This is a genomic window from Leucobacter sp. Psy1, assembly GCF_020096995.1.
In the GTDB taxonomy this organism is placed as follows: Bacteria; Actinomycetota; Actinomycetes; order Actinomycetales; family Microbacteriaceae; genus Leucobacter.
In genome coordinates, this window is record NZ_CP083692.1 from 2973423 (window position 1) to 2995331 (window position 21909).

At 67.4% G+C, this 21909-nt stretch carries 29 protein-coding genes; 15 read left to right on the forward strand and 14 right to left on the reverse strand.

Annotated features, from left to right (window positions below):
- Positions 1-38: 38 nt before the first annotated feature.
- Complete coding sequence (locus K8P10_RS14065; RefSeq protein WP_224779516.1) at positions 39-416, forward strand: RNA-binding S4 domain-containing protein; 378 nt, start codon at positions 39-41, stop codon at positions 414-416.
- Complete coding sequence (locus tag K8P10_RS14070) at positions 413-1399, forward strand: 3-methyladenine DNA glycosylase (RefSeq protein ID WP_370631895.1); 987 nt, start codon at positions 413-415, stop codon at positions 1397-1399. The genes K8P10_RS14065 and K8P10_RS14070 overlap by 4 nt, the downstream gene beginning before the upstream one ends.
- Before the next feature lie 3 nt (positions 1400-1402).
- On the opposite strand, the gene K8P10_RS14075 is transcribed toward K8P10_RS14070, so the two are convergent.
- Both K8P10_RS14075 and K8P10_RS14080 read right to left on the reverse strand, forming a co-directional pair.
- Positions 1403-2269 carry an ABC transporter permease gene (locus tag K8P10_RS14075; protein WP_224779517.1) on the reverse strand — a complete coding sequence of 289 codons (867 nt, stop codon included), beginning with the start codon at positions 2267-2269 and terminating at the stop codon, positions 1403-1405.
- A 27-nt stretch (positions 2270-2296) separates the two neighbouring features.
- Positions 2297-3217: an ABC transporter ATP-binding protein gene (locus K8P10_RS14080; protein WP_224779518.1), complete on the reverse strand. Its 921-nt coding sequence runs from the start codon at positions 3215-3217 to the stop codon at positions 2297-2299.
- 266 nt (positions 3218-3483) lie between these two features.
- Here K8P10_RS14080 and K8P10_RS14085 point away from each other — a divergent pair, with 266 nt between their 5' ends.
- Both K8P10_RS14085 and K8P10_RS14090 read left to right on the forward strand, forming a co-directional pair.
- Positions 3484-3765 (forward strand): hypothetical protein, encoded by a 282-nt coding sequence (locus tag K8P10_RS14085; RefSeq protein WP_224779519.1) that lies wholly within the window; start codon positions 3484-3486, stop codon positions 3763-3765.
- Positions 3766-3812: 47 nt separating this feature from the next.
- On the forward strand, positions 3813-4934 hold the full coding sequence (locus tag K8P10_RS14090) for a hypothetical protein (RefSeq protein ID WP_224779520.1): 1122 nt from the start codon (positions 3813-3815) through the stop codon (positions 4932-4934).
- Here the strand turns inward: K8P10_RS14090 and K8P10_RS14095 are convergent.
- Positions 4931-6271, reverse strand: coding sequence for an aspartate aminotransferase family protein (locus K8P10_RS14095; protein WP_224779521.1), 1341 nt, complete (start codon positions 6269-6271; stop codon positions 4931-4933). The two genes, K8P10_RS14090 and K8P10_RS14095, sit on opposite strands and share 4 nt — an antisense overlap.
- Positions 6272-6337: 66 nt before the next feature.
- Positions 6338-7408, reverse strand: coding sequence for a phosphotransferase (locus K8P10_RS14100; RefSeq protein ID WP_224779522.1), 1071 nt, complete (start codon positions 7406-7408; stop codon positions 6338-6340).
- 220 nt (positions 7409-7628) lie between these two features.
- Here K8P10_RS14100 and K8P10_RS14105 point away from each other — a divergent pair, with 220 nt between their 5' ends.
- On the forward strand, positions 7629-8303 hold the full coding sequence (locus K8P10_RS14105; RefSeq protein ID WP_224779523.1) for an HAD-IA family hydrolase: 675 nt from the start codon (positions 7629-7631) through the stop codon (positions 8301-8303).
- 19 nt (positions 8304-8322) lie between these two features.
- Entirely contained in the window at positions 8323-9501 is a 1179-nt protein-coding gene (solA, locus tag K8P10_RS14110; protein WP_224779524.1) for an N-methyl-L-tryptophan oxidase, read from the forward strand.
- A 5-nt stretch (positions 9502-9506) separates the two neighbouring features.
- Here the strand turns inward: solA and K8P10_RS14115 are convergent, their stop codons facing one another.
- From K8P10_RS14115 to K8P10_RS14140, 6 genes are all read right to left on the reverse strand, one after another.
- A complete protein-coding gene (locus K8P10_RS14115) occupies positions 9507-9812 on the reverse strand; it encodes a chorismate mutase (protein ID WP_224779525.1) in 306 nt (101 codons plus the stop codon).
- A gap of 9 nt (positions 9813-9821) precedes the next feature.
- Positions 9822-11108, reverse strand: coding sequence for an adenylosuccinate synthase (locus K8P10_RS14120; protein ID WP_224779526.1), 1287 nt, complete (start codon positions 11106-11108; stop codon positions 9822-9824).
- Position 11109: 1 nt separating this feature from the next.
- Positions 11110-11553, reverse strand: a complete 444-nt coding sequence (locus tag K8P10_RS14125) for a DUF3151 domain-containing protein (protein ID WP_224779527.1) — start codon at positions 11551-11553, stop codon at positions 11110-11112.
- Between the two features lie 85 nt (positions 11554-11638).
- Positions 11639-12127 carry a YajQ family cyclic di-GMP-binding protein gene (locus K8P10_RS14130; protein ID WP_224779528.1) on the reverse strand — a complete coding sequence of 163 codons (489 nt, stop codon included), beginning with the start codon at positions 12125-12127 and terminating at the stop codon, positions 11639-11641.
- Positions 12128-12348: 221 nt separating this feature from the next.
- On the reverse strand, positions 12349-12939 hold the full coding sequence (locus tag K8P10_RS14135; RefSeq protein ID WP_224779529.1) for a hypothetical protein: 591 nt from the start codon (positions 12937-12939) through the stop codon (positions 12349-12351).
- Positions 12940-13721: 782 nt separating this feature from the next.
- Positions 13722-14210: a Dps family protein gene (locus K8P10_RS14140; RefSeq protein ID WP_224779530.1), complete on the reverse strand. Its 489-nt coding sequence runs from the start codon at positions 14208-14210 to the stop codon at positions 13722-13724.
- A 194-nt stretch (positions 14211-14404) separates the two neighbouring features.
- Here K8P10_RS14140 and K8P10_RS14145 point away from each other — a divergent pair, with 194 nt between their 5' ends.
- Positions 14405-15118, forward strand: a complete 714-nt coding sequence (locus tag K8P10_RS14145) for a DUF1361 domain-containing protein (RefSeq protein ID WP_224779531.1) — start codon at positions 14405-14407, stop codon at positions 15116-15118.
- Between the two features lie 33 nt (positions 15119-15151).
- Here the strand turns inward: K8P10_RS14145 and K8P10_RS14150 are convergent, their stop codons facing one another.
- Genes K8P10_RS14150 through K8P10_RS14160 form a run of 3 tightly spaced genes read right to left on the reverse strand, consistent with a single transcriptional unit; the run spans position 15152 to position 17156 of the window.
- On the reverse strand, positions 15152-15319 hold the full coding sequence (locus tag K8P10_RS14150) for a hypothetical protein (RefSeq protein ID WP_224779532.1): 168 nt from the start codon (positions 15317-15319) through the stop codon (positions 15152-15154).
- Between the two features lie 56 nt (positions 15320-15375).
- Positions 15376-16020, reverse strand: coding sequence for a response regulator transcription factor (locus K8P10_RS14155; RefSeq protein ID WP_224779533.1), 645 nt, complete (start codon positions 16018-16020; stop codon positions 15376-15378).
- Positions 16017-17156, reverse strand: coding sequence for a sensor histidine kinase (locus K8P10_RS14160; protein WP_224779534.1), 1140 nt, complete (start codon positions 17154-17156; stop codon positions 16017-16019). The genes K8P10_RS14155 and K8P10_RS14160 overlap by 4 nt, the downstream gene beginning before the upstream one ends.
- Before the next feature lie 111 nt (positions 17157-17267).
- On the opposite strand from K8P10_RS14160, the gene K8P10_RS14165 reads away from it, so the two are divergent.
- The 7 genes from K8P10_RS14165 (at position 17268) to K8P10_RS14195 (ending at position 21034) form a co-directional block, all read left to right on the forward strand.
- Positions 17268-18047, forward strand: a complete 780-nt coding sequence (locus K8P10_RS14165; protein WP_224779535.1) for an ABC transporter ATP-binding protein — start codon at positions 17268-17270, stop codon at positions 18045-18047.
- The gene (locus K8P10_RS14170; protein WP_224779536.1) at positions 18044-18832 is read left to right on the forward strand and encodes an ABC transporter permease; all 789 of its coding nucleotides are present in this window, start codon (positions 18044-18046) and stop codon (positions 18830-18832) included. The genes K8P10_RS14165 and K8P10_RS14170 overlap by 4 nt, the downstream gene beginning before the upstream one ends.
- A gap of 45 nt (positions 18833-18877) precedes the next feature.
- On the forward strand, positions 18878-19336 hold the full coding sequence (locus tag K8P10_RS14175) for a hypothetical protein (RefSeq protein WP_224779537.1): 459 nt from the start codon (positions 18878-18880) through the stop codon (positions 19334-19336).
- Entirely contained in the window at positions 19329-19646 is a 318-nt protein-coding gene (locus K8P10_RS14180; protein ID WP_224779538.1) for a transcriptional regulator, read from the forward strand. Before K8P10_RS14175 ends, K8P10_RS14180 begins: the two co-directional genes overlap by 8 nt.
- The gene (locus tag K8P10_RS14185) at positions 19643-20173 is read left to right on the forward strand and encodes a GNAT family N-acetyltransferase (protein WP_305069233.1); all 531 of its coding nucleotides are present in this window, start codon (positions 19643-19645) and stop codon (positions 20171-20173) included. The genes K8P10_RS14180 and K8P10_RS14185 overlap by 4 nt, the downstream gene beginning before the upstream one ends.
- Before the next feature lie 132 nt (positions 20174-20305).
- Positions 20306-20542, forward strand: coding sequence for a hypothetical protein (locus K8P10_RS14190; protein ID WP_224779539.1), 237 nt, complete (start codon positions 20306-20308; stop codon positions 20540-20542).
- Between the two features lie 15 nt (positions 20543-20557).
- Entirely contained in the window at positions 20558-21034 is a 477-nt protein-coding gene (locus tag K8P10_RS14195) for a BLUF domain-containing protein (RefSeq protein WP_224779540.1), read from the forward strand.
- 30 nt (positions 21035-21064) lie between these two features.
- Here the strand turns inward: K8P10_RS14195 and K8P10_RS14200 are convergent, their stop codons facing one another.
- Positions 21065-21340 carry a hypothetical protein gene (locus K8P10_RS14200; protein ID WP_224779541.1) on the reverse strand — a complete coding sequence of 92 codons (276 nt, stop codon included), beginning with the start codon at positions 21338-21340 and terminating at the stop codon, positions 21065-21067.
- Between the two features lie 122 nt (positions 21341-21462).
- Between K8P10_RS14200 and K8P10_RS14205 the strand changes: the two genes are divergently transcribed.
- Positions 21463-21909: a DUF3592 domain-containing protein gene (locus K8P10_RS14205; protein ID WP_224779542.1), complete on the forward strand. Its 447-nt coding sequence runs from the start codon at positions 21463-21465 to the stop codon at positions 21907-21909.

Consider the following 21909-nt stretch of genomic DNA (forward strand, 5'->3'; position numbering starts at 1 on the left):
AGCGAAGCGCCCCAGATCGACTCGATACCATGGTGCGCATGGCGAGCGACTCGGTGCGCATCGATGCCTGGGTCTGGGCGGTGCGCTTGGCGAAGACCAGGAGTCAGGCGACGGCGGCGTGCCGCGCGGGGCACGTGCGCTTGAACGACAGCACGGCCAAGGCATCGCAGTCCGTGCGCGTCGGCGACGAGGTGAAGGTCCGGCTGCACGGTTTCGACCGCGTCTACCGGGTGACCGGTCTCGCCACCCGCCGCGGCAGCGCCGCAGAAGCCGCGCGCTACTTCGAGGACCTCACGCCGCCTCCCCCACCGCGGGTGGAGCGCCCCGCCGCGATTCTGCGCGACCGCGGCGCCGGCAGGCCCACGAAGCGCGAGCGTCGCGAGATCGACCGCTTGAGAGGGCGGGAGTCCGAGTGAGCGGTGTCGCTTCGCCGATCGCCCCAGCACTCGCCCCGGGAGCGGCGCGCGTTCCGCCGCCCGACATCGAGGAGCCGACGCGACTCACCCGCCTGCCGGAGGCGGACTGGCGGTCGCGCGAGCGGGTCCACGCGGAACGCGCCGATTCCCTGACCGCGGCGCATCGGCTGCGGAAATCGCGGGGCGAGACGCACCCGATCGAGGACTTCCTCTTCACCTATTACACGACCACGCCCGGTCAGTTACGTCGCTGGCATCCGGGGGCCGGGGTCTCGCTCGTCGGTGCAGGCAGCGAGCGCGCGGGGTGGCGGCACTATCGCGCGGGCACCGATGCGACGGTCGACCTCACCGCGTACTTCGCGAAGCGGGCTGGCACCGTCGACTACGTCGAGTCGCTGCTCGAGCGCACCCTCGACCGGCCACCGCGCTACGGGTGCTTCGGGCTGCACGAGTGGGCGATGGTCTATCAAATGACGCCGGAGCAGCTGCGCCACCGCGGTCTCGAACTGCGGATCGGGCACGCCGCGACCGATGCCGTCGTCGATGCGCACCCGATCGTGTGCACCCACTTCGACGCGTACCGATTCTTCACCGACGCTGCTGCGCCGCTCAACGAGCTGACGCCGACCCGGGAGACTCAGCGGGATCTCGAGCAGTCGGGCTGCCTCCACGCCGGCATGGACGTGTACAAGTGGGCGGCGAAGCTCGGGCCGATCGTGCCCGGTGAGGTGCTGCTCGACGCGTTCCAGCTGGCGAGCGAGATCCGGAGGGTCGACATGCGCGCCTCGCCCTACGACGTGAGCGGGTACGGGTTGGCGGCGATCCCGATCGAGACGCCGGAGGGCAAGCGCGAGTACGCGACGACCCAGCGCGGATTCGCGGAGCGAGGCGACGCCCTCAGGCGCCGGGTGCTCGCGGCGATCGCGGCCGCACGCGCGGCACGGGCCGCGGAGGCCGAAGCCGCCGCGACCCGCCCCTCCTGACCGCTACTTCGCGTCGCGGCGCTGGAACGAGATCGCTGCGGGGATCAGCGCGACCGCTGCCCACCCCGCCATCCCGGCGAGCGCGATCCAGAAGGTCGGGCCCTCCATGCCGGGAGGCAGGGGCGCCGTTCCCTGGCCGAGCGTGCTGCCGAGCGCCGTCGGCAGGTACGCGCTGACCGTCGTCACCCACTCCCACCCGGTGAACTGCATGACGTTGAGGGCGAGCGGGAAGACGAAGCAGATGCCCGCGACGAGCGCAATGCCGCCTGCGGTGCTGCGGAGCAGCGCCGCGATCCCGAACGCCATGAGCGCGATGAGCACCAGGAACGCGACCGTTCCGAGCGCGCCTGAGACCACGATCGGGTCGGTGAGGCGGCTCGCGGCTTCGGGGAGCGCGGCGGTTGCGATCCCGAGCCCGCCCCCGACGACGATGAGCGCGGTAACGGCTGAGATGAGGGCGAGGATCAGCGCCTTCGCCGCGAAGATCAGCCCGCGGCGCGGCACAGCGGCGAGCGAGGAGAGGATCATGCCGCTCGCGTACTCGCTCGTGATGGTGAACACTCCGAGCACCCCGAAGACGAGTGCGACGAATGAACCGGTGAACGTCGAGGAGAAGAGCAGGAAGCCGGAGAGCGCTTCGGCCGGCGCTCCGGCGTACTCGGAGTTCAGGTTGAACGCCATGAGCGCGCTCATACCGAGCCCCATGAGCAGGGTGATGGCGATCGTGATCTTGATGCTGCGGAGCGACCAGAGCTTGATCCACTCCGACTTCAGCACCCCGCCGAACGAGACACGGCGGCCCGGCTCAGAGCGGAGGCCGAGGTTGCCGGAGTTGATGTGGTCGGCTGCGGAGACGGTGAGTGTCGTCATGATGGGAATCCTTCGTGGTGGAGTGGGTCAGGCGGGCTGCGGCGACGTGTACTCGACCTCGTCGCGGGTGAGCGCGAGGTAGGCGTCCTCGAGGCTCGACGTCACCTGAGTCAGTTCGTGCAGCTCGATGCCGTGCTGCGACGCGGCGCGGCCGATCTCGGCAGCGGAAATGCCGGCGACGCTGAAGCGGTGCTCGCCGAGGGACTCGATATCGAGACCGGCATGCGCCCCGGGATCCGTCAGGATCGCGGCGAGACGCGCGGCGTCGGGGCTGCCGACGGTCACCCGCTGCCCTCCCCCGCCGACGAACTCCCCGATCGGGGCGTCGGCGACGACCTTGCCGCGGCCGAGCACAATGACGTGGTCGGCGGTCTGCGCCATCTCGCTCATGAGGTGGCTGGAGAGGAGTACCGTGCGACCCTCGGCGGCCAGCTGCCGCACCAGGCGTCGCACCCAGTAGACCCCGTCGGGGTCGAGCCCGTTGACCGGTTCGTCGAGCAGCAGCACCTGCGGATCCCCGAGGAGCGCCGCAGCGATGCCGAGCCGCTGCCCCATGCCCAGCGAGAAGCCACCGACGCGCTTGCCCGCAACGCCCGTCAGCCCGGTCATCTCGAGGACCTCGTCGACGCGGCCCGTCGGGATCCGGTGCGTGGCCGCGAGCGCGCGGAGGTGGCTCCGGGCGGATCGGCCGGGGTGCACGCCCTTCGCATCGAGCAGTGCCCCGAGCACGTGCAGGGGTGCCGGGTGGTCGGCGTACGACTTGCCCAGCACCGTGACGGTGCCTGAGGTGGGGCGATCCAGACCGAGGATCAGCCGCATGGTGGTCGACTTGCCCGCCCCGTTCGGCCCGAGGAACCCCGTGACCTGCCCCGGACGGACCGTGAACGACACGTCGTCGACGGCGGTCTTCCGCCCATACTGCTTGGTGAGTCCGTGTGTCTCGATCATGATGCTCCTCGGATCGGGGTCGGTGTCGCCGGTGCCGACGATGACTCCCAACCTACGAATCGGGAGGGAGCTGCCGGATCCCCTGGAGGTACCGACATCCGCGGCGGACCTCGTACCCAGGTACCACGTTTCCGCGGAACGGCGTCCGGGGCGCGACAGACCGAAGACCACGACTTTCACCCGACCTCGCCATGGGGTTAGGCTGAGCGCAACCGGTTCAGTCCGACACCGCGTCGGGGCCGGAACTCCGCTCAGGGAGGTGGGGCATGGACCAGACGCACATCACTGAAGACGAGCTGCACGCCGCGCTCGACAGCTACCGGTGGGCGCTCGCAGACGCGCGCACCGAGCTCGGAGCGGACGCCTCGCGAGCCGACGTCATCGCCCGGGGTCGCAAGATGCTCGGCGACGACGAACCCGATCATCATGCTCTCCTACTGCGCCTCGCCGAGAGCGACAGCGGGGATCCCATCTGGAATCTCGAGGAAGAGGTCGTCGACGACGAGCTCTCGGGCGACATCGCTTCCGAGAAGTCGGAGTCAGACTGAGCGCACGAGAGCAGTCGCACAGCATCTCGGCGGTCCTCGCTTCCGTCATGGAACGAGGGACATCGACCCGAGGCGAGATCGTCGACGACACCGGCTTGAGCAAGGCTTCGGTAGCTCGGTTGGTCGATGAACTGCTGCGCTCGGGCTTTCTGTCAATAGCTGCGCAGTCGACAGCCGTATCGCAGGGTGCTTCCGAGCTCTCGACGGGCGACGTGCGTGGCAGGCCCCCCGAACGGCTCACGGTGCCCTTGAGCCTGGGGCACGTCATCGGCGTGAGTTTCGGCCTGCAGCGCACCGTCGTCGTGGCGGCGGATCTCACTGGAGCCGAACGCTACGCCGTTGCAGAACCCACGCCGGAGTACGATGAGCCGGCAAAACTCGTGAGGTGGCTTGCCTCGCGCGTGGAGACCGCGCGGAGCAACACGGATGGCCCCCTCCACCGCGTCACCGTCGCCCTGCCGGTCCGGGTGGCCGACGGGCGGACGGTGCAGCATCCACCGGAGCGATGGCGCTCGCTCGACGGTCTCGACCTCGCCGCGGAGATCGAACGCGCGGTGGGCGTTGACGTGACGATCTCGAGCGACGCGAACTCCGCGCATGCCGGTCTCGTGGACGAGGGCTTCGTCGCCCGAGACGAAGCCTCCATCCTCCTCAGCATGAGCACGGTGCTCACCGTTGATCAGCGGGATGCGTCTGGCAGAACCGTGCTCGGACGCTCAGACGCATTCGGCGATCTGTCTCTCCTCCCCGTGTTCGGAGCAAGCGGTTCGCGCGCATCCCTGCTCAGCACGACCGGAGTGCAGCAACGCTGCCGGGAAGCGGGCGTGCGCTTCGAGCGCCTCTCCGAGCTGTGGAAGATCTCTTCAACGGACGTCGCGGCGAGGAACGTGCGCGCCGACTTCACCGACGCACTGGAGACCGTGCTCCGCATGATCTCAGTCTGGACAGAAGCATCCACCGTGGTACTGCTCGGCCGTCTGGCACCGCTCGTGGAGCTGGTGCTCCCGGATGTGCAGGCAGCGCTCACACCGCACATCGCCCCGCTCCCCCGCGTCGCGGTGGTCGGAGTCGAAGGAACGAGCAACGTGACCGCCCGAGGCGCAGCGCGCACCGCCCTGGTAGCCGCGCAGTCTCACGTGCGCGAGCAACTCACACGACGTCCGCGCTAGAGATGAACGCCGGCGACCTCTGCGAAGCTCTCGAGGAACCGCGAGACATCGGACTCGGTGAGGGCAAGCGGCGGCCGGATCTTCAGCACGTGGGCCTCGGGACCGGCGGCGCTGATGAGCACCCGCCGCTCGCGCAACCCGTCGATCACCCGCATTGCTCGCTGTTTGTCAGGAGTCGGAGTCGCCGCGTCGGTCACGATCTCGACACCCGCGAGCAGTCCCGACCCCCGGACCTCGGCGACATGCGCGGAGCCCGCGGTGATCGAGCGGAGACCGGCGCGCAGCTGCTCGCCGACCCCCGCGGCGCGCACCGCAACATTCTCCTGCTCGAAGACGTCGAGCACTGCGGCGCCCGCGGCAATGGGCACCGATGAGCCGCCGAATGTATTGAAGTAGCGCACCTGCTCGCCGAACTCGCGAGCGACCTCAGGGCGAAAGACCACCCCTGACAGCGGGATGCCGTTCCCCATCGGCTTCCCCAACGTGACCATGTCCGGCACGACATTGTGAGATGCGAACCCCCACATCTGCGCCCCGGTACGACCGAACCCGGACTGCACCTCATCCGCGATGAAGACGCCGCCGGCGCCGTGCACCTCGTCGACCATTCCCGCGAGGTAGTCACGCTGTTCGGGGAAGATTCCGTCGCTCATGTGCGAGAGGTCGAGCACGAGAGCCGCCGTACCGAACCCGTGCCTGCGGAGGTCGGCGATCGCTCGGCGCACCTCCTCGCGCATGTGTTCGGCGAGACTCACACCGTCCGGAAGTAGAGAGGGGTTCGGTGGGTCGATCTCGCGGACGCCTGCACCGAGCGACGACCCCTCGCCCAGTGCCGGTGAAATCTCGGCGATCTGACTCGTGATGCCGTGATAGGCCCATCGCGTGACGATGACGCCCTGGTGCCCCGTGTAGTGCTTGGCCACACGGAGTGCCAGGTCATTGGCCTCGGACCCGGAACAGGCGAACGTGACTCGGCTGAGTTCATCGGGGAAGTAGGAGACGAGACGCTCGGCGTAGTCGACTAGCCCCTCCTGCGCATAGCGCGTGTTGGTGTTGAGCGTCGCCACCTGCCGGTTCACGGCCTCGACGACGTGGGGGTGGCAGTGCCCGACCACGGGGACGTTGTTGTATGCGTCGAGAAAGTCGTGACCTTCCGCATCGAAGAGATGGGCGCCGCTCCCTCGCACGAACGCCACCGGGTCGTTGTACACGAGCAGGTAGCCCGGCCCGAGGATCTCAAGTCGGCGCTCGATGTTCGCGCGGACCGCGGGGGAAACCGCGTCGAGGTTTGCCGGATCAAATCGGCTCGGATAGCGCGATGCGCCGAGTGACACCATGGTGATCTCCTGAGCTGGGTCCGGAGCGAGCCGGGACGGATGCGGGTCGAGGGTGGCGTGAACGCTCTAGGTATGGGGACTCGCGTCGTGCAGTGCACGGCGCGCTGCGGAAATCCCGGCGTGCAAGGCGCGCTCGAGGCGGTCCCAGTCGTCGCGCGCGTGCTGCATGATGTACTCGCCGCGCTCGGTGCCTCGATCCAAGCGCCAGGATGCGACGAGCGCGCGGAGGGTGATTCTCGCGAGACTGGCGAGCGCAACGAGTTCGATCTCCGACTCGTCGAGGGGGAATATCGTCCGGTATCCGCGGAGCAGCGCACGCGACGACGCCCAGGGGTCTGGCGCCGCAGGGTCCAGATGATTTCCGCACATCACTGCAGGGTCGAAGACGACAGGAACCCGCATGATGTCACCGAAATCGATCACACCGATGACGAAGTCGGGCGCCTCCGGGTCGACGACCACGTTGTACGGGCTGAAGTCTCCATGGATGACCTGGCTCCGGGCAGCGTCCACCGAGGGGTCCACGCCCTGACTGAATGCGGCGAACACGGTGCGCGCAAGCGCTCGACGGTGCGGGTCGCGTTCGAGGTCGATGAGCGACGCGAACTCGGTGAAGCGAGTGAGATTCCAGACGAACTGACGCTCAGTTCCCACGTGCACAAAATCCTGGAGGGCGACATCCACGCGGCCGAGCATGGCGCCCACGGCCTGGAGCTGATCGAGCGTGGGCGTCGCATCGACGAGCAGAGTTCCCGGAATGAATTCATGCACCCGGATCACTCCCTGGCTATCACCCCCTGCCCCCGCGAGTGCCGTCCAGAGACTCCCCGCTCGAGTTCTTCGAACGCGCTGCACCGGAATACGCGGGTCCTTCGCCGCGATGTGTTCCACCGCCTCGGCCTGGCAGTGCACGATATCGATCGGTTCGCTCGGATGCGAGACCTTCACCAGGTACTCGCGGTCCCCGCCCAGCTCACGACACCGAAATGTCGCGTCCATCTCCGTCGCGACACGAGTCAGCTCGCCCGCAAGGTCGTAGTGCTCGAGCAGAGTGCGCGCGACAAGTTCCTCAGGAACAGAGTGGGAGGTGGTTCCCAGGCCGCCGTCTTCAAGAACTCTCGATACCGCGTTCACCATCACATCCTCCTCTCGACTCGATGTGGGCCACTGTAACCTTTTGTCTCACAGTAAGTCAATATAGAAACCCTGCCCCTCGGACTCGCCGTTCCCTCATTGTAAATTGTTGACAATCTTCCTGCGGAGCTTCTAGTCTCGAACTGCGACGAGCATTCGCACCCCGCAACGATGCGACGGTCTCCCGCACACGACGCCAAAATTTTTCGAGATTGGATCCCAGGTGACCCTGCAGCTCCCCCGCCCGAAGTACATTTCCTTCGACGTAATCGGCACGCTGATCTCGTTCGAGATGCGCAAGACCGTCGAGCCGATCGTGAGCGACCGCCTGCATGGGGAGACGCTCGAAGAGTTCTTCCGCCAGTTCAGCTTCATCCGATACGACGAAATCATGGAGTACCGCCCGTACGACGAGGTACTCGAACGCTCATACCGCCGAGTCTGCGCGCGCTTCGGCATCGAGGTCGGGGACGACGACGTTGCCGCGATCCTGCGCGACTTCGCGGAGTGGGGACCGCACGCCGACGTCCCCGCGCCGCTCGCGAAGATGGCAGAGCACTTCCCGCTCGTCGCGCTCTCGAACACCGACGACCGCTACCTCAACGCTTTCATCGAGCGTCTCGGCGCACCGTTCCACGCCGTGCTCACCGCTGAGCAGGCCGGCGCTTACAAGCCGCGCATCCAGGCCTTCGACTACATGCTCGACACCCTCGACGCGGCGCCCACGGACTTCCTCCACATCGCGTCGCACCAGTTCTACGACCACATTCCGATGAGCAAGCTCGGCTTCACCAACAAGGTGTTCCTCGACCGCGGCTACGACCCCGACCTGCCCCAGTACGGGGCGGCCAGCGTCACATCGCTCGACGAGGTCAACCGCGCGCTCGGCATCGCCTGACACGATCACGAGAGCGGAGATGAGCATGCACGCCGATGTCATCGTTGTCGGGGCCGGTTCGGTCGGCACTATGGCCGCCTGGCAGCTCGCGAAACAGGGTCACCGGGTCATCGCGGTGGATCGCTCGACGATCCCCGGCCCGTTCTCGGCGTACGCCGGCGAGTCCAGACTCTTTCGAACGATCTACCGCGAAGGCAGCCACTATCGCGGCATCCTCTCGCGAGCCGTATCGCTCTGGCGCGAACTCGAGGAGGAGAGCAGCACGGACCTGCTCCGCATCTGCGGCGGCGTGACGATCGGACGTCGGGGCGTGCCCTCGTTCGAGCGACTCCTGGAGTCCGCGCAGGATCAGGACTCCGAGTTCGACCTCCTCTCCGGCGATGAGGCGGCCGCGAGACTCCCGCTCCACCGCCTCGACGAGGGCTCGCTCGCGCTGTTCGACCCGCAGAGCGGGTACCTGAAGAGCGAGCGGGCGGTATTGAGCGCTGTGCAGGCGGCGCAACGGCACGGCGCGACGTTCCTCGAGCAGCGAGAGGTGAACGAGATCGTCAGGGACGGGAATGCCTGGAGCGTGCACACCGGTCAGGAGACACTCACGGCACCGCGGGTCATCGTCTCCACTGGCACCGGTGCCAGGCAGTTCAGTCGAGCCCTCGGGGCGAGCACCGAGATCCGCCCGCAGGTGCTCACCTGGTTCCCGCTTCGCGACCCGGCCGCGTACGCCTCGGCCGACGAGCAGACGATCTTCCTCCGCAACGAGCCCGACGGGAGTTTCTACGGATTCCCGTCGAGCGATGGCTGGACGATCAAGGTTGCCGGCAGCGTCTACCTGCCGCCGGTCGACACCTACGACCACCCGATGGCGGTGCACCCCGAGTACCTCGACACCGTCACCCGCTACGTGCGGGACTACCTGCCAGGCGTCGAGCCGAGGGCCGTGCGCGTCAGCCCCTGCGCCGACGCCTACACGAGCGACGAGACCGCACTGCTCGGCGAGATCGACGGACTCGACGGCATTATCGCGGCAGTCGGTCTCTCGGGGCACGGATTCAAGATGGCCCCAGCACTCGGAGCAGCGGCAGCCGATCTCGCCACCGGGGTTCCCGTGGCGGAGGACATCGCATTCATGGACCCGAACCGCTTCGGGTCGCCGACTGGATCGACCGATCGCCTCGTGCTCTCGGGCGCACCCGAATAGCGGAACTACTCGGTCGCCGCCTCGTCGGCGATCCGCGTGTGGTGCTGGATCACTTCGGCGACGACGAAGTTGAACCACTTCTCCGCGAACTCGGGATCGAGGTGCGCCGCCTCGGCGAGCTCGCGGAGGCGCTGGATCTGGCGCGCTTCGCGCGCCGGATCCGACGCGGGCATCCGATGCTCCGCCTTCAGTTCGCCCACCAGCTGCGTCGCCTTGAACCGCTCGGCGAGCATGTGGACGAGCGCGGCGTCGATGTTGTCGATGCTCGAGCGCAAGCGCTCCAACTGCTCCTGGGGTGTGCGATCCGACACGGTCGCCGCCTAGTCCAGCAGATCGTGGCGAACCACGACCTGCTCACGCTCCGGACCGACACCGATCGCGGAGATGCGGGAGCCGCTCATCCTCTCCAGCGCGAGGATGTAGTCCTGCGCGTTCTGCGGCAGATCCTCGAAGCGACGCGCACCCGAGATGTCCTCGGTCCAGCCGGGGAACTCCTCGTAGATCGGCTTCGCATGATGGAAATCGGTCTGGTTGACCGGCACCTCGTCGTGACGCACCCCGTTGACGTCGTAGGCGACGCACACCGGAATCGTCTCAAGGCCCGAGAGCACGTCGAGCTTCGTCAGCACGAAGTCGGTGACCCCGTTGATGCGGGCGGCGTAGCGGGCGATCGGCGCGTCGTACCAGCCGCAGCGACGCGGGCGACCCGTGGTCGTGCCGAACTCGTGACCGACCTGCGCGAGGTGCTCGCCGTACTCGTCGAAGAGCTCCGTCGGGAACGGGCCGGCCCCAACGCGCGTGGTGTAGGCCTTGACGACCGAGATGACGCGGTCGATGCTGTGCGGCGGCAGGCCCGAGCCCGTGCTCGCCCCGCCGGCCGTCGCGTTCGACGATGTCACGAACGGGTACGTGCCGTGGTCGATGTCGAGCATCGTCGCCTGCCCGGCCTCGAAGAGCACGTTCTTGCCCGCCTGCATGGCCTCGTGCAGCATCAGACCGGTGTCGCAGACCATCGGCTCGAGCATCTCGCGGTACTGAAGCAGGTCGTTGATGACCTCGTCGGCCTCGATCGCCCGACGGTTGTAGATCTTCACCAGGATCTGGTTCTTGAAGTCGAGCGCGGCCTCGACCTTCTGGCGCAGGATGTTCTCGTCGAAGAGATCCTGCACTCGAATGCCGACGCGATTGATCTTGTCGGCGTAGGCCGGGCCGATCCCGCGGCCCGTCGTGCCGATCTGACGCTTGCCCAGGAACCGCTCGGTCACCTTGTCGAGCGTGCGGTGGTAGGCCGTGATGACGTGCGCGTTCGCGCTGAGCTTCAGCTTCGACACATCGACGCCGCGCGCCGAGAGCCCGTCGAGCTCCTCCTTCAGCACGTCGAGATCGACGACGACGCCGTTCGAGATGATCGGCGTCACGCCCGGCGTCAGAATGCCGGAGGGGAGGAGGTGAAGCGCATACTTCTCCTCGCCGACCACGACGGTGTGGCCCGCGTTGTTGCCCCCGTTGAACTTGACGACGTAGTCGACGCGGCTTCCGAGCAGATCGGTCGCGCGCCCCTTCCCCTCGTCGCCCCACTGGGCACCGGTGATCAGGACAGCTGGCATGTCAGCCTCTTTCTGCTTCTGCTTCTGCTTGTGCGCGCGCTTCGATGCGCTCGATCGCGGTCGGGTCGGCTCCCTGCAGGAACTCGGTCAGGCGCTCGACCTCGGTTTCTTCACCGATACGGCCGGCGGCCCGCCGCAGCGCGTACAGCGCGCGGAGCACACCCCGGTTCGGCTCGTGATCCCACGGGATCGGCCCGGCACCGCGCCACCCCGACTTGCGCAGGGCGTCGAGACCGCGGTGATACCCGACACGGGCATAGGCGTACGCCTCGACCTCACGACCCCCGGCGTCGGCGAGATCCGCGAGCTCCGCCCAGACGAGCGGTGACTCCGGGTGCTCCCGCACCAGTCCATGCGGATCGGCGCCGTCGTGCAGCGCCTCGGTCACAGTGGGCTCGGCTGCGAGCCGGGTGGGCTCGGGGCCGAGGAGGTTTTCGCCGATCACCAGATCAGTCTACCCGGGATGGCCGCACGGGCCGTCGTCGGGGAGCCCGCGGCCGGGGTCCGGCCCCTGGTCTGTCGATCGACGCTCAGCGGAAGTTGACGAACTGCAGGGCCACGTCGACGTCGGCACCCTTGAGCAGCGCGATCGTGTCCTGCAGGTCGTCGCGGCTCTTCGAGCTCACGCGAAGCTCGTCGCCCTGGATCTGGCTCTTCACCGTCTTCGGCGCCTCGTCGCGGATCAGCTTGTTCAGCTTCTTCGCGGTGGGCTGGTCGATGCCCTCCTTGAGCTTCGACTCGACGCGGTACTCCTTGCCGCTCGGGAACGGCTCACCGGTGTCGAGCGCCTTGAGCGACAGCCCGCGCTTGATGAACTTCGACTGGAGCACGTCGAGGACGGCATTGGCGCGCTCCTCCGTGTTCGCCTTGATGAGGATCGCCTCACCGCTCAGCGACACGTCGGCCCCCACACCCTTGAAGTCGTAGCGCTGCTCGATCTCCTTGCGGGCCTGGTTGACCGCGTTCTCGACCTCCATGCTGTCGATCTTGCTCACCACGTCAAACGAAGAATCAGCCATGCCGATACTCTAGCCGCCGATGCGGCGACTGCCCACTCCGCTGGTGTGGCGGCTGGACTCGGTTCGCCCCGCGGGCTCACCCGCCGTGCCCGGAGCATATGCTCTTCGCGGCGGCACACCATGCGTACCCGGGCACACCGAGTTGCGCGAGCGAACGATGTGCTCCTACACAAAAGATGTGCCGCGGCAGGCGCCCGCCCGGCGCAGCCCTCGAGGCTCCCCTACCAGGCGTCCACGCGAGACGGAATCGGTACTCCGAAACTCGCGAGCCGTCGAGCGAGACGCTCCGGCGTCGCAACGTCAGTGCTGCTCCACCGCACGATACGTTTCCCGGTCACTCCGCGGATCCAGTCCTCACGCATCTTTTCTCGGTACACGCGATCTGATGCAGACTCGCCACGCAGCAACTTCGGGTCGATGCACTTCTGCTTCCCGTCGCACTCGGCCAGAACCCCGACATCCAAGAGCTCGAAATCGACGAAGTACCACCCGCCCCTCGGCGATTTCACGGGCACCTGAGTAGCGACGGAGAATCCCAGCCTCAAGAGTTGAAGACGGCTCACGCTCTCGAGGACGGAGTCCGCCTGCGGATCGGCGATGGCCGCGATCCGACGCAGGCGCGCGGCTCCCGGACGCCCGGCAAGCAAGCGCGCCTCCTCGCGCATACGCCCGCGCCAGTGTTCGACCGCCGAGTCATCTACAACGCGTTGCTGTCGCGCGAACTGCCGAAGCGCAGCGTCGGCGGCCGCGATGGATCGTTCGAACGATTCCGTGCGCACAACATCGCGGAGTGTGCGGTCTGGGGCGGTCATCCGCAGCCCATCGGGACCGTGGCACTCCGGACTCGCTTCATCCGAACGATGCCGCAGCACCGACGGGGTGCTGCTCGCTCTGTTCGCGAGCCCTTGAGTCACACGCACCCGTGAATGGACGAACCCATAAATCGGCAAGCCGTGCAACACCGCCGCGGAGAGGTGCGAGAAGAGCGGACGAGACTGGGCATCCTCCTGCACAGCGATCACCTGAGCGAGGTGGCGATCCTCAGGAGTCCAGCTTGCCCACTCGCTTCCGCCCACATACCAGCCGCGAGACACACGCACGAGCGTCCCCGCGCTCACGGCCCGTGCGATCGCCCGAGAACTCATCTCTCTGGCTTCCAACCGGCTCCGGTGCTTGAGGTGTTGACGCACCGACCGGTATCGCCTCTCGACGTTCATACCCGCGAGCGTTGCAGTCCCACCCGCGTGATCCGCCTGACCGAAACACTTTGTGGACACCTCGTCGGCACTCGCGAGCTGTGGACAAACTCCGAGGCGGAACCGCTGCACCTTGTCACGCCAGTGACTGGCTCACATCTGCACGAAGGCACACCCAACTCGCGACAACACATCGTTCGTGCTGCAGCCAAGATGTCGCACTGCACGGAGAGTGTGCGGCGGCGGGCCCGGCGGATGCGGGTCCCTGGGGCGGGGCACCGAGCCGGGGGCAGGCGGCACAAAGCAGCGCGGCCTCGGGACAGGGCTGGGCGACACACGCGAACGGCCCCCGCCGCACCAGCGAAAGGGTGCGGCGGGGGCCGTTGCAGCGAGTGGAACTACTCGGCGATGTGGGAGAAGAGGAACCAGCGATCCTTGTCGAGCTGCTGGGCCACCGCGATCACGATGTCCTGGCTCACCGGATCGAGCTCTTCCAGGCCACGGACTGCCTCGAGCACCGTCTCGGATGTCGCGTCGATCTGCGCCACGATCTCGCGGATCGTGACGTCCGACTTCTGGAAGCCGTCCGACAGCGTCGGAGTGGTGGTCTTCTTCGCAACGGTCTCGATGCGGGCGTCGACGGGGAGCCCCAGTGCGACGATCCGCTCGGCAACCGTGTCGGCTGCGTCCTGAGCGTGAGCCACGACCTCGTCGAGGAACTCGTGCACGCCGATGAAGTTCTGGCCGCGCACGTGCCAGTGCGCCTGCTTGCCGTTCACGTGCAGTGCAACGAGATCCTGCACCACCGGGGTGAGGTACTGCGCGACACCCGAGGGGCGGTTGAACCCGTTGTCACCGGTCTTCGACTGTGCCTGTTCGGTCTTCATATCTGCCTCCTTCTTCGGGCCTCGTGCCCGCTACTGACTCAAGAATACGCTTCTGAACAGGATCCGCAAGCAAGGCTAGGCTGACCTAAAGCGTCTCAAAAATGCAGATGAGAGCGAGAAAGTGAGGTTTGGCGAGCCTAACCTCACACCACCCGGGCGACGACGCGCACGGCTCAGTCGCTAGGCTGCTCGCCATGGTCTTCGTACTCGTGGGCGCCGCGCTCCTGAACGCGTACGCGACCGTACTCGTGCTGGCTCGGGCCGTGGTCTACCGCACGCAGCTGTATCGACCGATGCTGCTGAACATCGGGCTCTCCATCGCACCGATCGCCCTGCTGCTGCTCGCGAGCGCCAGCGCGGTGCTGCTGCCCTTTAACCGCACCGTCGGAACGGTGGCAGTCATCGTCCTCGGTCTGCTCTGGCTGCTCATGCTGCCGAACGCGAGCTATCTGATCACCGAGCTGAATCAGTCGCATCGCAGCGAGGATGACCCGGTACCGATGTGGTTCGACATCATCCTCGTGATCACTCTGGCGATGTCAGGCGTGATCAACACCGTGGTGAACGTCTTCCTCGCGCACCTCATCTTCGTCGCCCTGGTGCTGGGCGACGAGGCCGTGCTGTTCGCCCACCCGAGCGCGATACTGGTCGTGAGCGGGGTCCTGCTCCTCGTCGGATTGGGCATGTATCTCGGTCGCTACCTCCGCGTGAACAGCTGGGATGTGCGGCATCCGAGCGCGCTCTTCGCCAAGGTGCGAGATCACTTCTCTCAACCGGGAACCAAGCTCGCCTGCGCCGGGTTCTCGCTGACCTACGCGGTCTTCCTCGGACTGATGTACCTCATCGTCGTCGGCCCGCTCGTGTGGGGACTGCACCTCGCCGAGACCGCTTCCCTGCTCGACGGCTGAACTACGCGAGACAGCCGAACGCGGCCCGCCCTGCTACTCGTCGAGGATGACGTCGCTGATGCGCAGGGCGCGCTGCTCGGCCTCGTCGAGTTCGAGTGCGGTGCCGTCTGAGCCGAGCCAGTACCAGTTGTGGAGGTCGTTCTCCGGGGCGTCTCGGCGCGTGAGCGTGTAGGTCACGTCGTCGACGGTCTTCGTTTCCATGCTCCGAGAATAGGCGATGGGGCCTGGATGCGGTACGTGAATAACGGGGGTTGCGCTCAGTCGAGAATCCCCTCGTGCAGCGCGCGGAGCACGGCTTTCGTGCGATCCCGAGCCCCGAGTTTCAGGAGGATCCCGGAAACCCGGTTCTTCACGGTCCCCTCCGCGAGGAAGAGCGCCTCGGCGATCTCACGGTTCCCGTACCCCTCGGCCATGAGGCGCAGCACTTCGAGTTCGCGCTCGGTGAGCGATTCGAGCGGCGCCTCCGGAGACCCGAGCGGCGGCGGCGTGGAGCGGATGGTCCGTAAGAGCCGCTCGGTGATGGTCGGGGCGATGAGCGTGCCCCCGTCCGCGAGCACCTCTACGGCGCGCGTCAGACGCTCGAGCGTAACGTCCTTCAGGAGGTATCCGCGCGCGCCGGCGTGCAGGGCTTCGAGCACGAGCGCGTCGTCGTCGAACGTGGTGAGGACGAGTACGGGCACCTCGCTCCCTCGTTCACGCAGCTGCTGCAGTGCCCAGATGCCATCCCGCCCGGGCATGCGCAGGTCGAGGAGCACGACCTCGGGTTCGCACGCGTCGATCACGTCGAGCGCCTCAGCCCCGTCGGCGGCCTCGCCCACGACCTCGACGCCGGCGAGTTCGAGGAGCGTACCGATCCCCTGGCGGACGAGCGCCTGGTCGTCGACCACGACCACGCGGGTCATCGTTCCGCCCTCGCGACCACGCTGAACCCGCGCGATCCGTCGAATGCCGCGGTACCACCGAACGCTTCGAAGCGCTCGCGCAGCCCGCGCAGTCCGTTGCCGAGCTCGATATCGCCGGCACCCCACCCGTCGTCTTGGGCCCGCAGCTCGACACCCGTGGGGGTCGCACTCACCTCGATGCGCAACGTGCGGGCCTGGGCGTGCCTGATCGTGTTCGTCACGATCTCCTGCACGGAGCGTACGAGCAGCTGGGTGCGATCCTCATCGAGCTCGAGGTCGGGCCCGATGTCGAATTCGACGAGGGGTTCCCGCAGATCCTGCACGATGCTCCGGAGGGTCGCGGTGAGGTCGGCGCTCTCCGCACGCAGCTCGCCCACGGTCTCCCGCACGTTCGAGAGCAGCTCGCGGGCGACGCCGTCCGCCCGGTCCACGTGCTCGGCGACCACGGCACCCGTGCTGCTGCCAGACGCGAGTCGGTGCTTCGCAGCCTCCAGTTCGAGGGTGAGTACCGTGAGCTGGTGCCCGATCAGATCGTGAAGGTCGCGCGAGATGCGCAGCCGCTCGTTCGTGCGCGCTGACTCGGCGAGCAGTACCGACGCCGCCTGGAGCTCCACGTGCGCCTCCGCAAGTTCGCGACGCGAGCGCTGTTCTCGGAGCATCGCGACCGAGCTGAGCAGCGACGCCGCCTGAATCATGACGTAGAACCCGAGCCCCACCGCGAGCTCGCCCCACCCGCCGGCACCGCCGCCGGAGCCTCCCGGCAGATTCAGGAGCGCGATGGCCAGCACCATCGAGTTCGCCGCGACAAGGGCGATGCCGGCCCACACCGGGACGAGGTAGGGGCTGAGCGCGACCGCAACGACGAAGAGGACGGGCAGCAGGCCGGTGTGCGTCGCCGTGAGCACGAGCGCCCAGCTGGTGGCGACCACGATCCCGAACGAAATGCGGGGCCACCACCGGTCACCGACGCCCCAGAACGCACCGATGATGGCGAGCACCATGACGACGTAGATGGCGATCCAGGCCGGGCGGGGTATCTCGAGGGGCAGAGCGCCGAAGACGACAGGGGCCACCGGAACCAGGGTCACCGCGAGCATGAAGCCCCCGGCCCAGATCTCGGGATCGAAACGTCGCATCTGTTCAGCGTAGAGGGAGGCCGCCGCCCGGGAACAGGTGCCGAAAGTCACGGTTCGATCCGTGACCGTCGGCACGCGCGAAGGCCCCGCCCGCGCTCATAGCGTGCTGGCATGGACACGCAACACACACCGACAGGCGAGACGACGGGCCCCGCCGTGCTCGTCGAACACCTCCACAAGCGCTACCGCAAGCGGGTGGCAGTCGAGGACGTCAGCTTCCGGGCGGAGCGCGGCGAGATTCTCGGCGTACTCGGCGCGAACGGCGCAGGCAAGACGACGACGGTCGAGGTGATCGCGGGACTCAGGCGCCGACGGGCGCAGGATCGCGGCACCGTGCGCGTCTTCGGGCTCGACCCGCAGCGAGACCGTGCTCGGGTGCGAGAGATCCTCGGTGTGCAGCTGCAGAGCGCCACGCTGCACGGTGCCCTCACCGTGCGCGAGCTCATCGACCTCTACCGCGGCTTCTATCCCCACCCGCGTTCGGCGCAGGATCTGCTCGACCTCGTCGATCTCCACGAGCATCAACGGGTGCGCTTCGATAACCTCTCGGGCGGTCAGCAGCAGCGACTCTCGATCGCGCTGGCCCTCGCCGGGCGACCGAGCATCGTCATCCTCGATGAGCTGACCACGGGCCTCGACCCCCGCGCTCGACGGCGCATGTGGGGCACTGTCGCGCAGATCAGGGACGAGGGGTGCACCGTGATTCTCGTCAGCCACGCCATGGACGAGGTCGAGCGCCTTTGCGACCGCGTGGTCCTGCTCGACGCCGGGCGCGTGCTCGCGACCGGCACGCCAGCGGAACTCGTGCGCGACGCGGGGGTGGGCGATCTGGAGGCAGCGTTCGTCGCGCTCACCGGCAAGGAACTCGAACTGGAGGAGGAGACCTCATGACCACGATCGAACCGACGCGTGCCCTTCCCGAGCGGGCACACCGGCCGGGGTTCCGCTCTTGGGTGCGGCTCTGCGTCTGCGAAGCGAAAATGACCGCGCGCGACACCGCGGGGCTCGTGATCCCGTTCGGGCTGCCGCTCCTGATCCTGCTCATGTCGGCTTCGGGTGCCGGCACCGAGGTCGTCGTCGCCGATCGCACGGTGCTCGACCTGTACGTCCTCCCGCTCGTCTGCGTCATGATCGCGACGATGATCGGGGTGGTCAACATGCCGAGCTTCCTCGCCTACTATCGCCGATCCGGCGTGCTGAAACGCCTCGCGACGACGCCGCTCTCACCGTTCATGGTGCTCGCGGTACAAGTCGCCGTCAGCTTCGTCCAGGCGGTGATCGGGATCGGGATCGCCTACGGTGTCGCCTCCGCCGTATTCGGCGCGAACCCGCCGCACCGCATCGCTGCCGCCATCGGCGTCCTGCTCGCCACGATGCTCGCCATGTACGCCCTCGGCATGGTCGTCGCGTCGATCTCACCGACGCCGAACTCCGCCGTCGCCATAGGCCTCATCGGGTTTCTCGGACTCGGCGCGCTGGGCGGCATGTTCGGCCCGCGCGACGCGCTCCCCGAAGCGATCACACGGATCGGCGACGCACTCCCCTTCGGCGCGGGAGTCGACGCGCTCGGAGCAGCGTGGGCCGGCCAGCCGATCGAGGCATCGAACCTGATGACGCTCGCGGTGACCGTGGTCATCGGCGCGGTCGTGGCGGCGCTCTGCTTCCGGTGGGAGTGATGATGTTCTGTTGCCACTTTGGAAACTCGTGATATAGTTTCCGGCATGGAAACACGAGCATCGGGTGCCGCGCCCACCCCGGAAGAGGCGCGCCAGTCCCTGCACCTCGCGGAGCAGGAGGAGTCGGCAACCGTCAATCGACCGGTCCCCGGCTGGTACTTCCCCACGCTCGCCGCCCTCCTCCTGGTGATGTTCCTCCTCAACGCGCTCGGACGACCCGACCAGCCCGTCCGCGGCATCGTCGGAGGCCTCGTGATCGCGTGCGCACTCCTAGTCGCCGTACTCGTCGGCCGCGTGAGCTTCGGGCCCTCTCCGTACCGCGGTGTCCGCGTGAGGTGGACGCGGGCGCTGCCAGGCATCATCATCGCCGCGATCCTCGCGCTCCTCCCCGTACTGCTGGCCAACACCGTCGGCAGCTGGATCTGGGCCGTCTGCGGCATCGTCCTCGCCGGCCTCCTCGCGACGGCGGGCACCCGCTACTGGCAGCAGACCCGCCGTGCCTGACGCCGCCTTCAACCCGCTCATCCACGCTCCGCATCGGCTCCGCATCTGCGCCATGCTCTCCCAGGCGGACGGCGTCGAGTTCGGGGAGATCCTCGAGCGCATCGGCCTCACCAAGTCAGCACTGAGCAAGCAGATCGGTCAACTCGCCGACGCGGGCTATGTCACGGAAGAGGCGATCGTCCGCGACCGCCGATCACGCCAACTGCTCTCGCTCACGCCGTCGGGCCGCGAAGCCTACGCGGCGCACAAGGCCGCACTCCAGCAACTCATCGAGGCTCCCGACCGCGCCCCGTCTACGATGGACGCGTGACCCGCCACACGATTCGCCCCGCCCGCCCCGAAGACGTCGCCGAGATCCTGGAGATGATCCACGAGCTCGCCGTCTACGAGCAGGAGCCCGACGCCGTCAAGACGACGGCCGCGCAGCTGCACGAGACGCTCTTCGGCGACTCGCCCGCCGTCTTCGCGCACGTCGCCGATGCCGATCCCGCTGGCGATGCCGCAACCGAGAACGGGAGTGAGCAGCGGCTCGCTGGCTTCGCGATCTGGTTCCTCACCTACTCAACCTGGGAGGGCGTGCACGGGATCCACCTCGAGGATCTGTACGTGCGGCCGTCCACGCGCGGATCGGGACTCGGCCGTCGCCTCATGGCAACCCTCGCCGCCGAATGCGACGCTCACGGTTACGCCCGACTGGAGTGGAAAGTACTCAAGTGGAACGAGCTCGCGCTCGGGCTCTACCGCAGCGTCGGCGGGCAACCGCAGGATGAGTGGGACGTCTATCGACTCGATGGTGACGCCCTGAACAGTCTTGCCGAGACAGTGTCCGCCACCTGAACCACTGGGTCGCGTATCGCATTACCTCCTGAAAAGAAACCCTCCCCGGCGAGGGGCCTCTCTCGGGTAGAGTAAAGCCGCTCCGCAGCCGGCGGCTCTTTCCGGCTCCCGATGTGAGGACGGCCGACACCGATGACCGCAGCACCCGAACCCTTCGCCTCCCCCGGCGTGCTCTGGGCGATGGTTGAGGACGGCTTTCATGTCGGCAGCCGCGACGGCGAGTTTCTCGGGTACATCGACCGGCGCAGTGACGACGAGTTTCTCGCCTGCGACATGTTCTCCCGGGAGATCGGCGTCTTCGCCGACCTTCCGTCCGCCATGCAGGTCGTCACCGACGGCCCCTCGGCACCGCTCGAGACGGCCCAGTAGCCCCTACCGGAAGTGATGACGACGTTGCAGCAGGATCCGCTCCTCACCCTCATGTACTCCAGCACCGCGGTCGCAACGTTCGACGAGGCCGAGCTTTCCTCGCTCCTCGCGCAGAGCCGAGCGGCGAACGAGCGCAACGGACTGACCGGGATGCTGCTGTTCCGGGAGAACCGGTTCTTCCAGACCCTCGAGGGCACGCCTGAGGCCGTGCACGAGGCGATGGACCGAATCCGGGCCGACGAGCGCCACACCGACGTGCGCGTGCTGAACGAGGAATCGATCGTCGAGCGTCGCTTCTCCGACTGGACCATGGGCTACGTCGCGCTCCCCGCACCGCGCGAGGCGCTGCCGCAGGGCTTCCGCAACTCGTTCAGCGACGTGCACGGATCGGACGACGCCGTCGCCGCTCTGCGCGCGGCGCGCGAGCTCAACCTCTGGTTCCGGGTGCGCGCGAACCGCACCTCCGGGCGACGGGTGGCGCGGGCGCGCTAGTGCTCGGAGAGGCGGTTCGCCGCCTCCTCCTTATCGTCGCCAGAACCGATCGGCGAGCTCCTCCCAGCCCTCACCCGGCTGGGCGCGCGGGCCGAGCACGTACACGACGTCCCCCAGGTGCACCTCCACGGTGTCAGCCGATGTGCAGCTCAGCATCGGAAGTCGAGATCCGGCGTGTACCGTGACAACGCACAGGTTCTGCGACCCGGCCTGCTGCGCCGCGTAGAACGATCCCCGTCCATCTGCAGCGAGGAAGCGCGTGGATTCGGCATCGACGCTGTCGAGAATCCCGGTTCCATCTTCCACGACGTCTCTCGAGGATTGGGCACGCTCAAAGTGCGATAAGTCCGACTCACCGGATGCGCAACCTGCGAGCACGATGGCAGCGACGGCGATCAGTGCCGCCGGCACACGAGTGCGAGTCGACGATGACATATCTCGACCCTACAAGCCAGACCGGACTCGTCAACGGCATCGATCACTACGCTGGCCTCATGGACCCGCTCCCTCCTCTCGTGTTCATCGCACTCGTCTCGATCGCCCTCGGGGTGATCGCCGTGCTGTGGGGCATCCGGGCCGGCGGCGGGCGACGGAGCGGATGGGTGACCGTCACCGGACGCTGGATCCGCGGGCGCGGCATCGCGGGCGACTGGCGCGTGGAGTATCCGGTGGAGGACCGCGTCCTCACGGTGCACCCGCACCGTGACACATCGCGGCTTCGAGCGAACGTGCCGGTTCAGGTCGCGTACGACCCGTCGCGACCATCCCGCGCGGTCATCGACACGTTCATGCACAACGGCGGCTTCATCAAGCTCCTGGGTGGGATCTTCGTGGCCGTCGGCCTGGTACTGCTCGCCATCTTCTTCGTCGCTTAG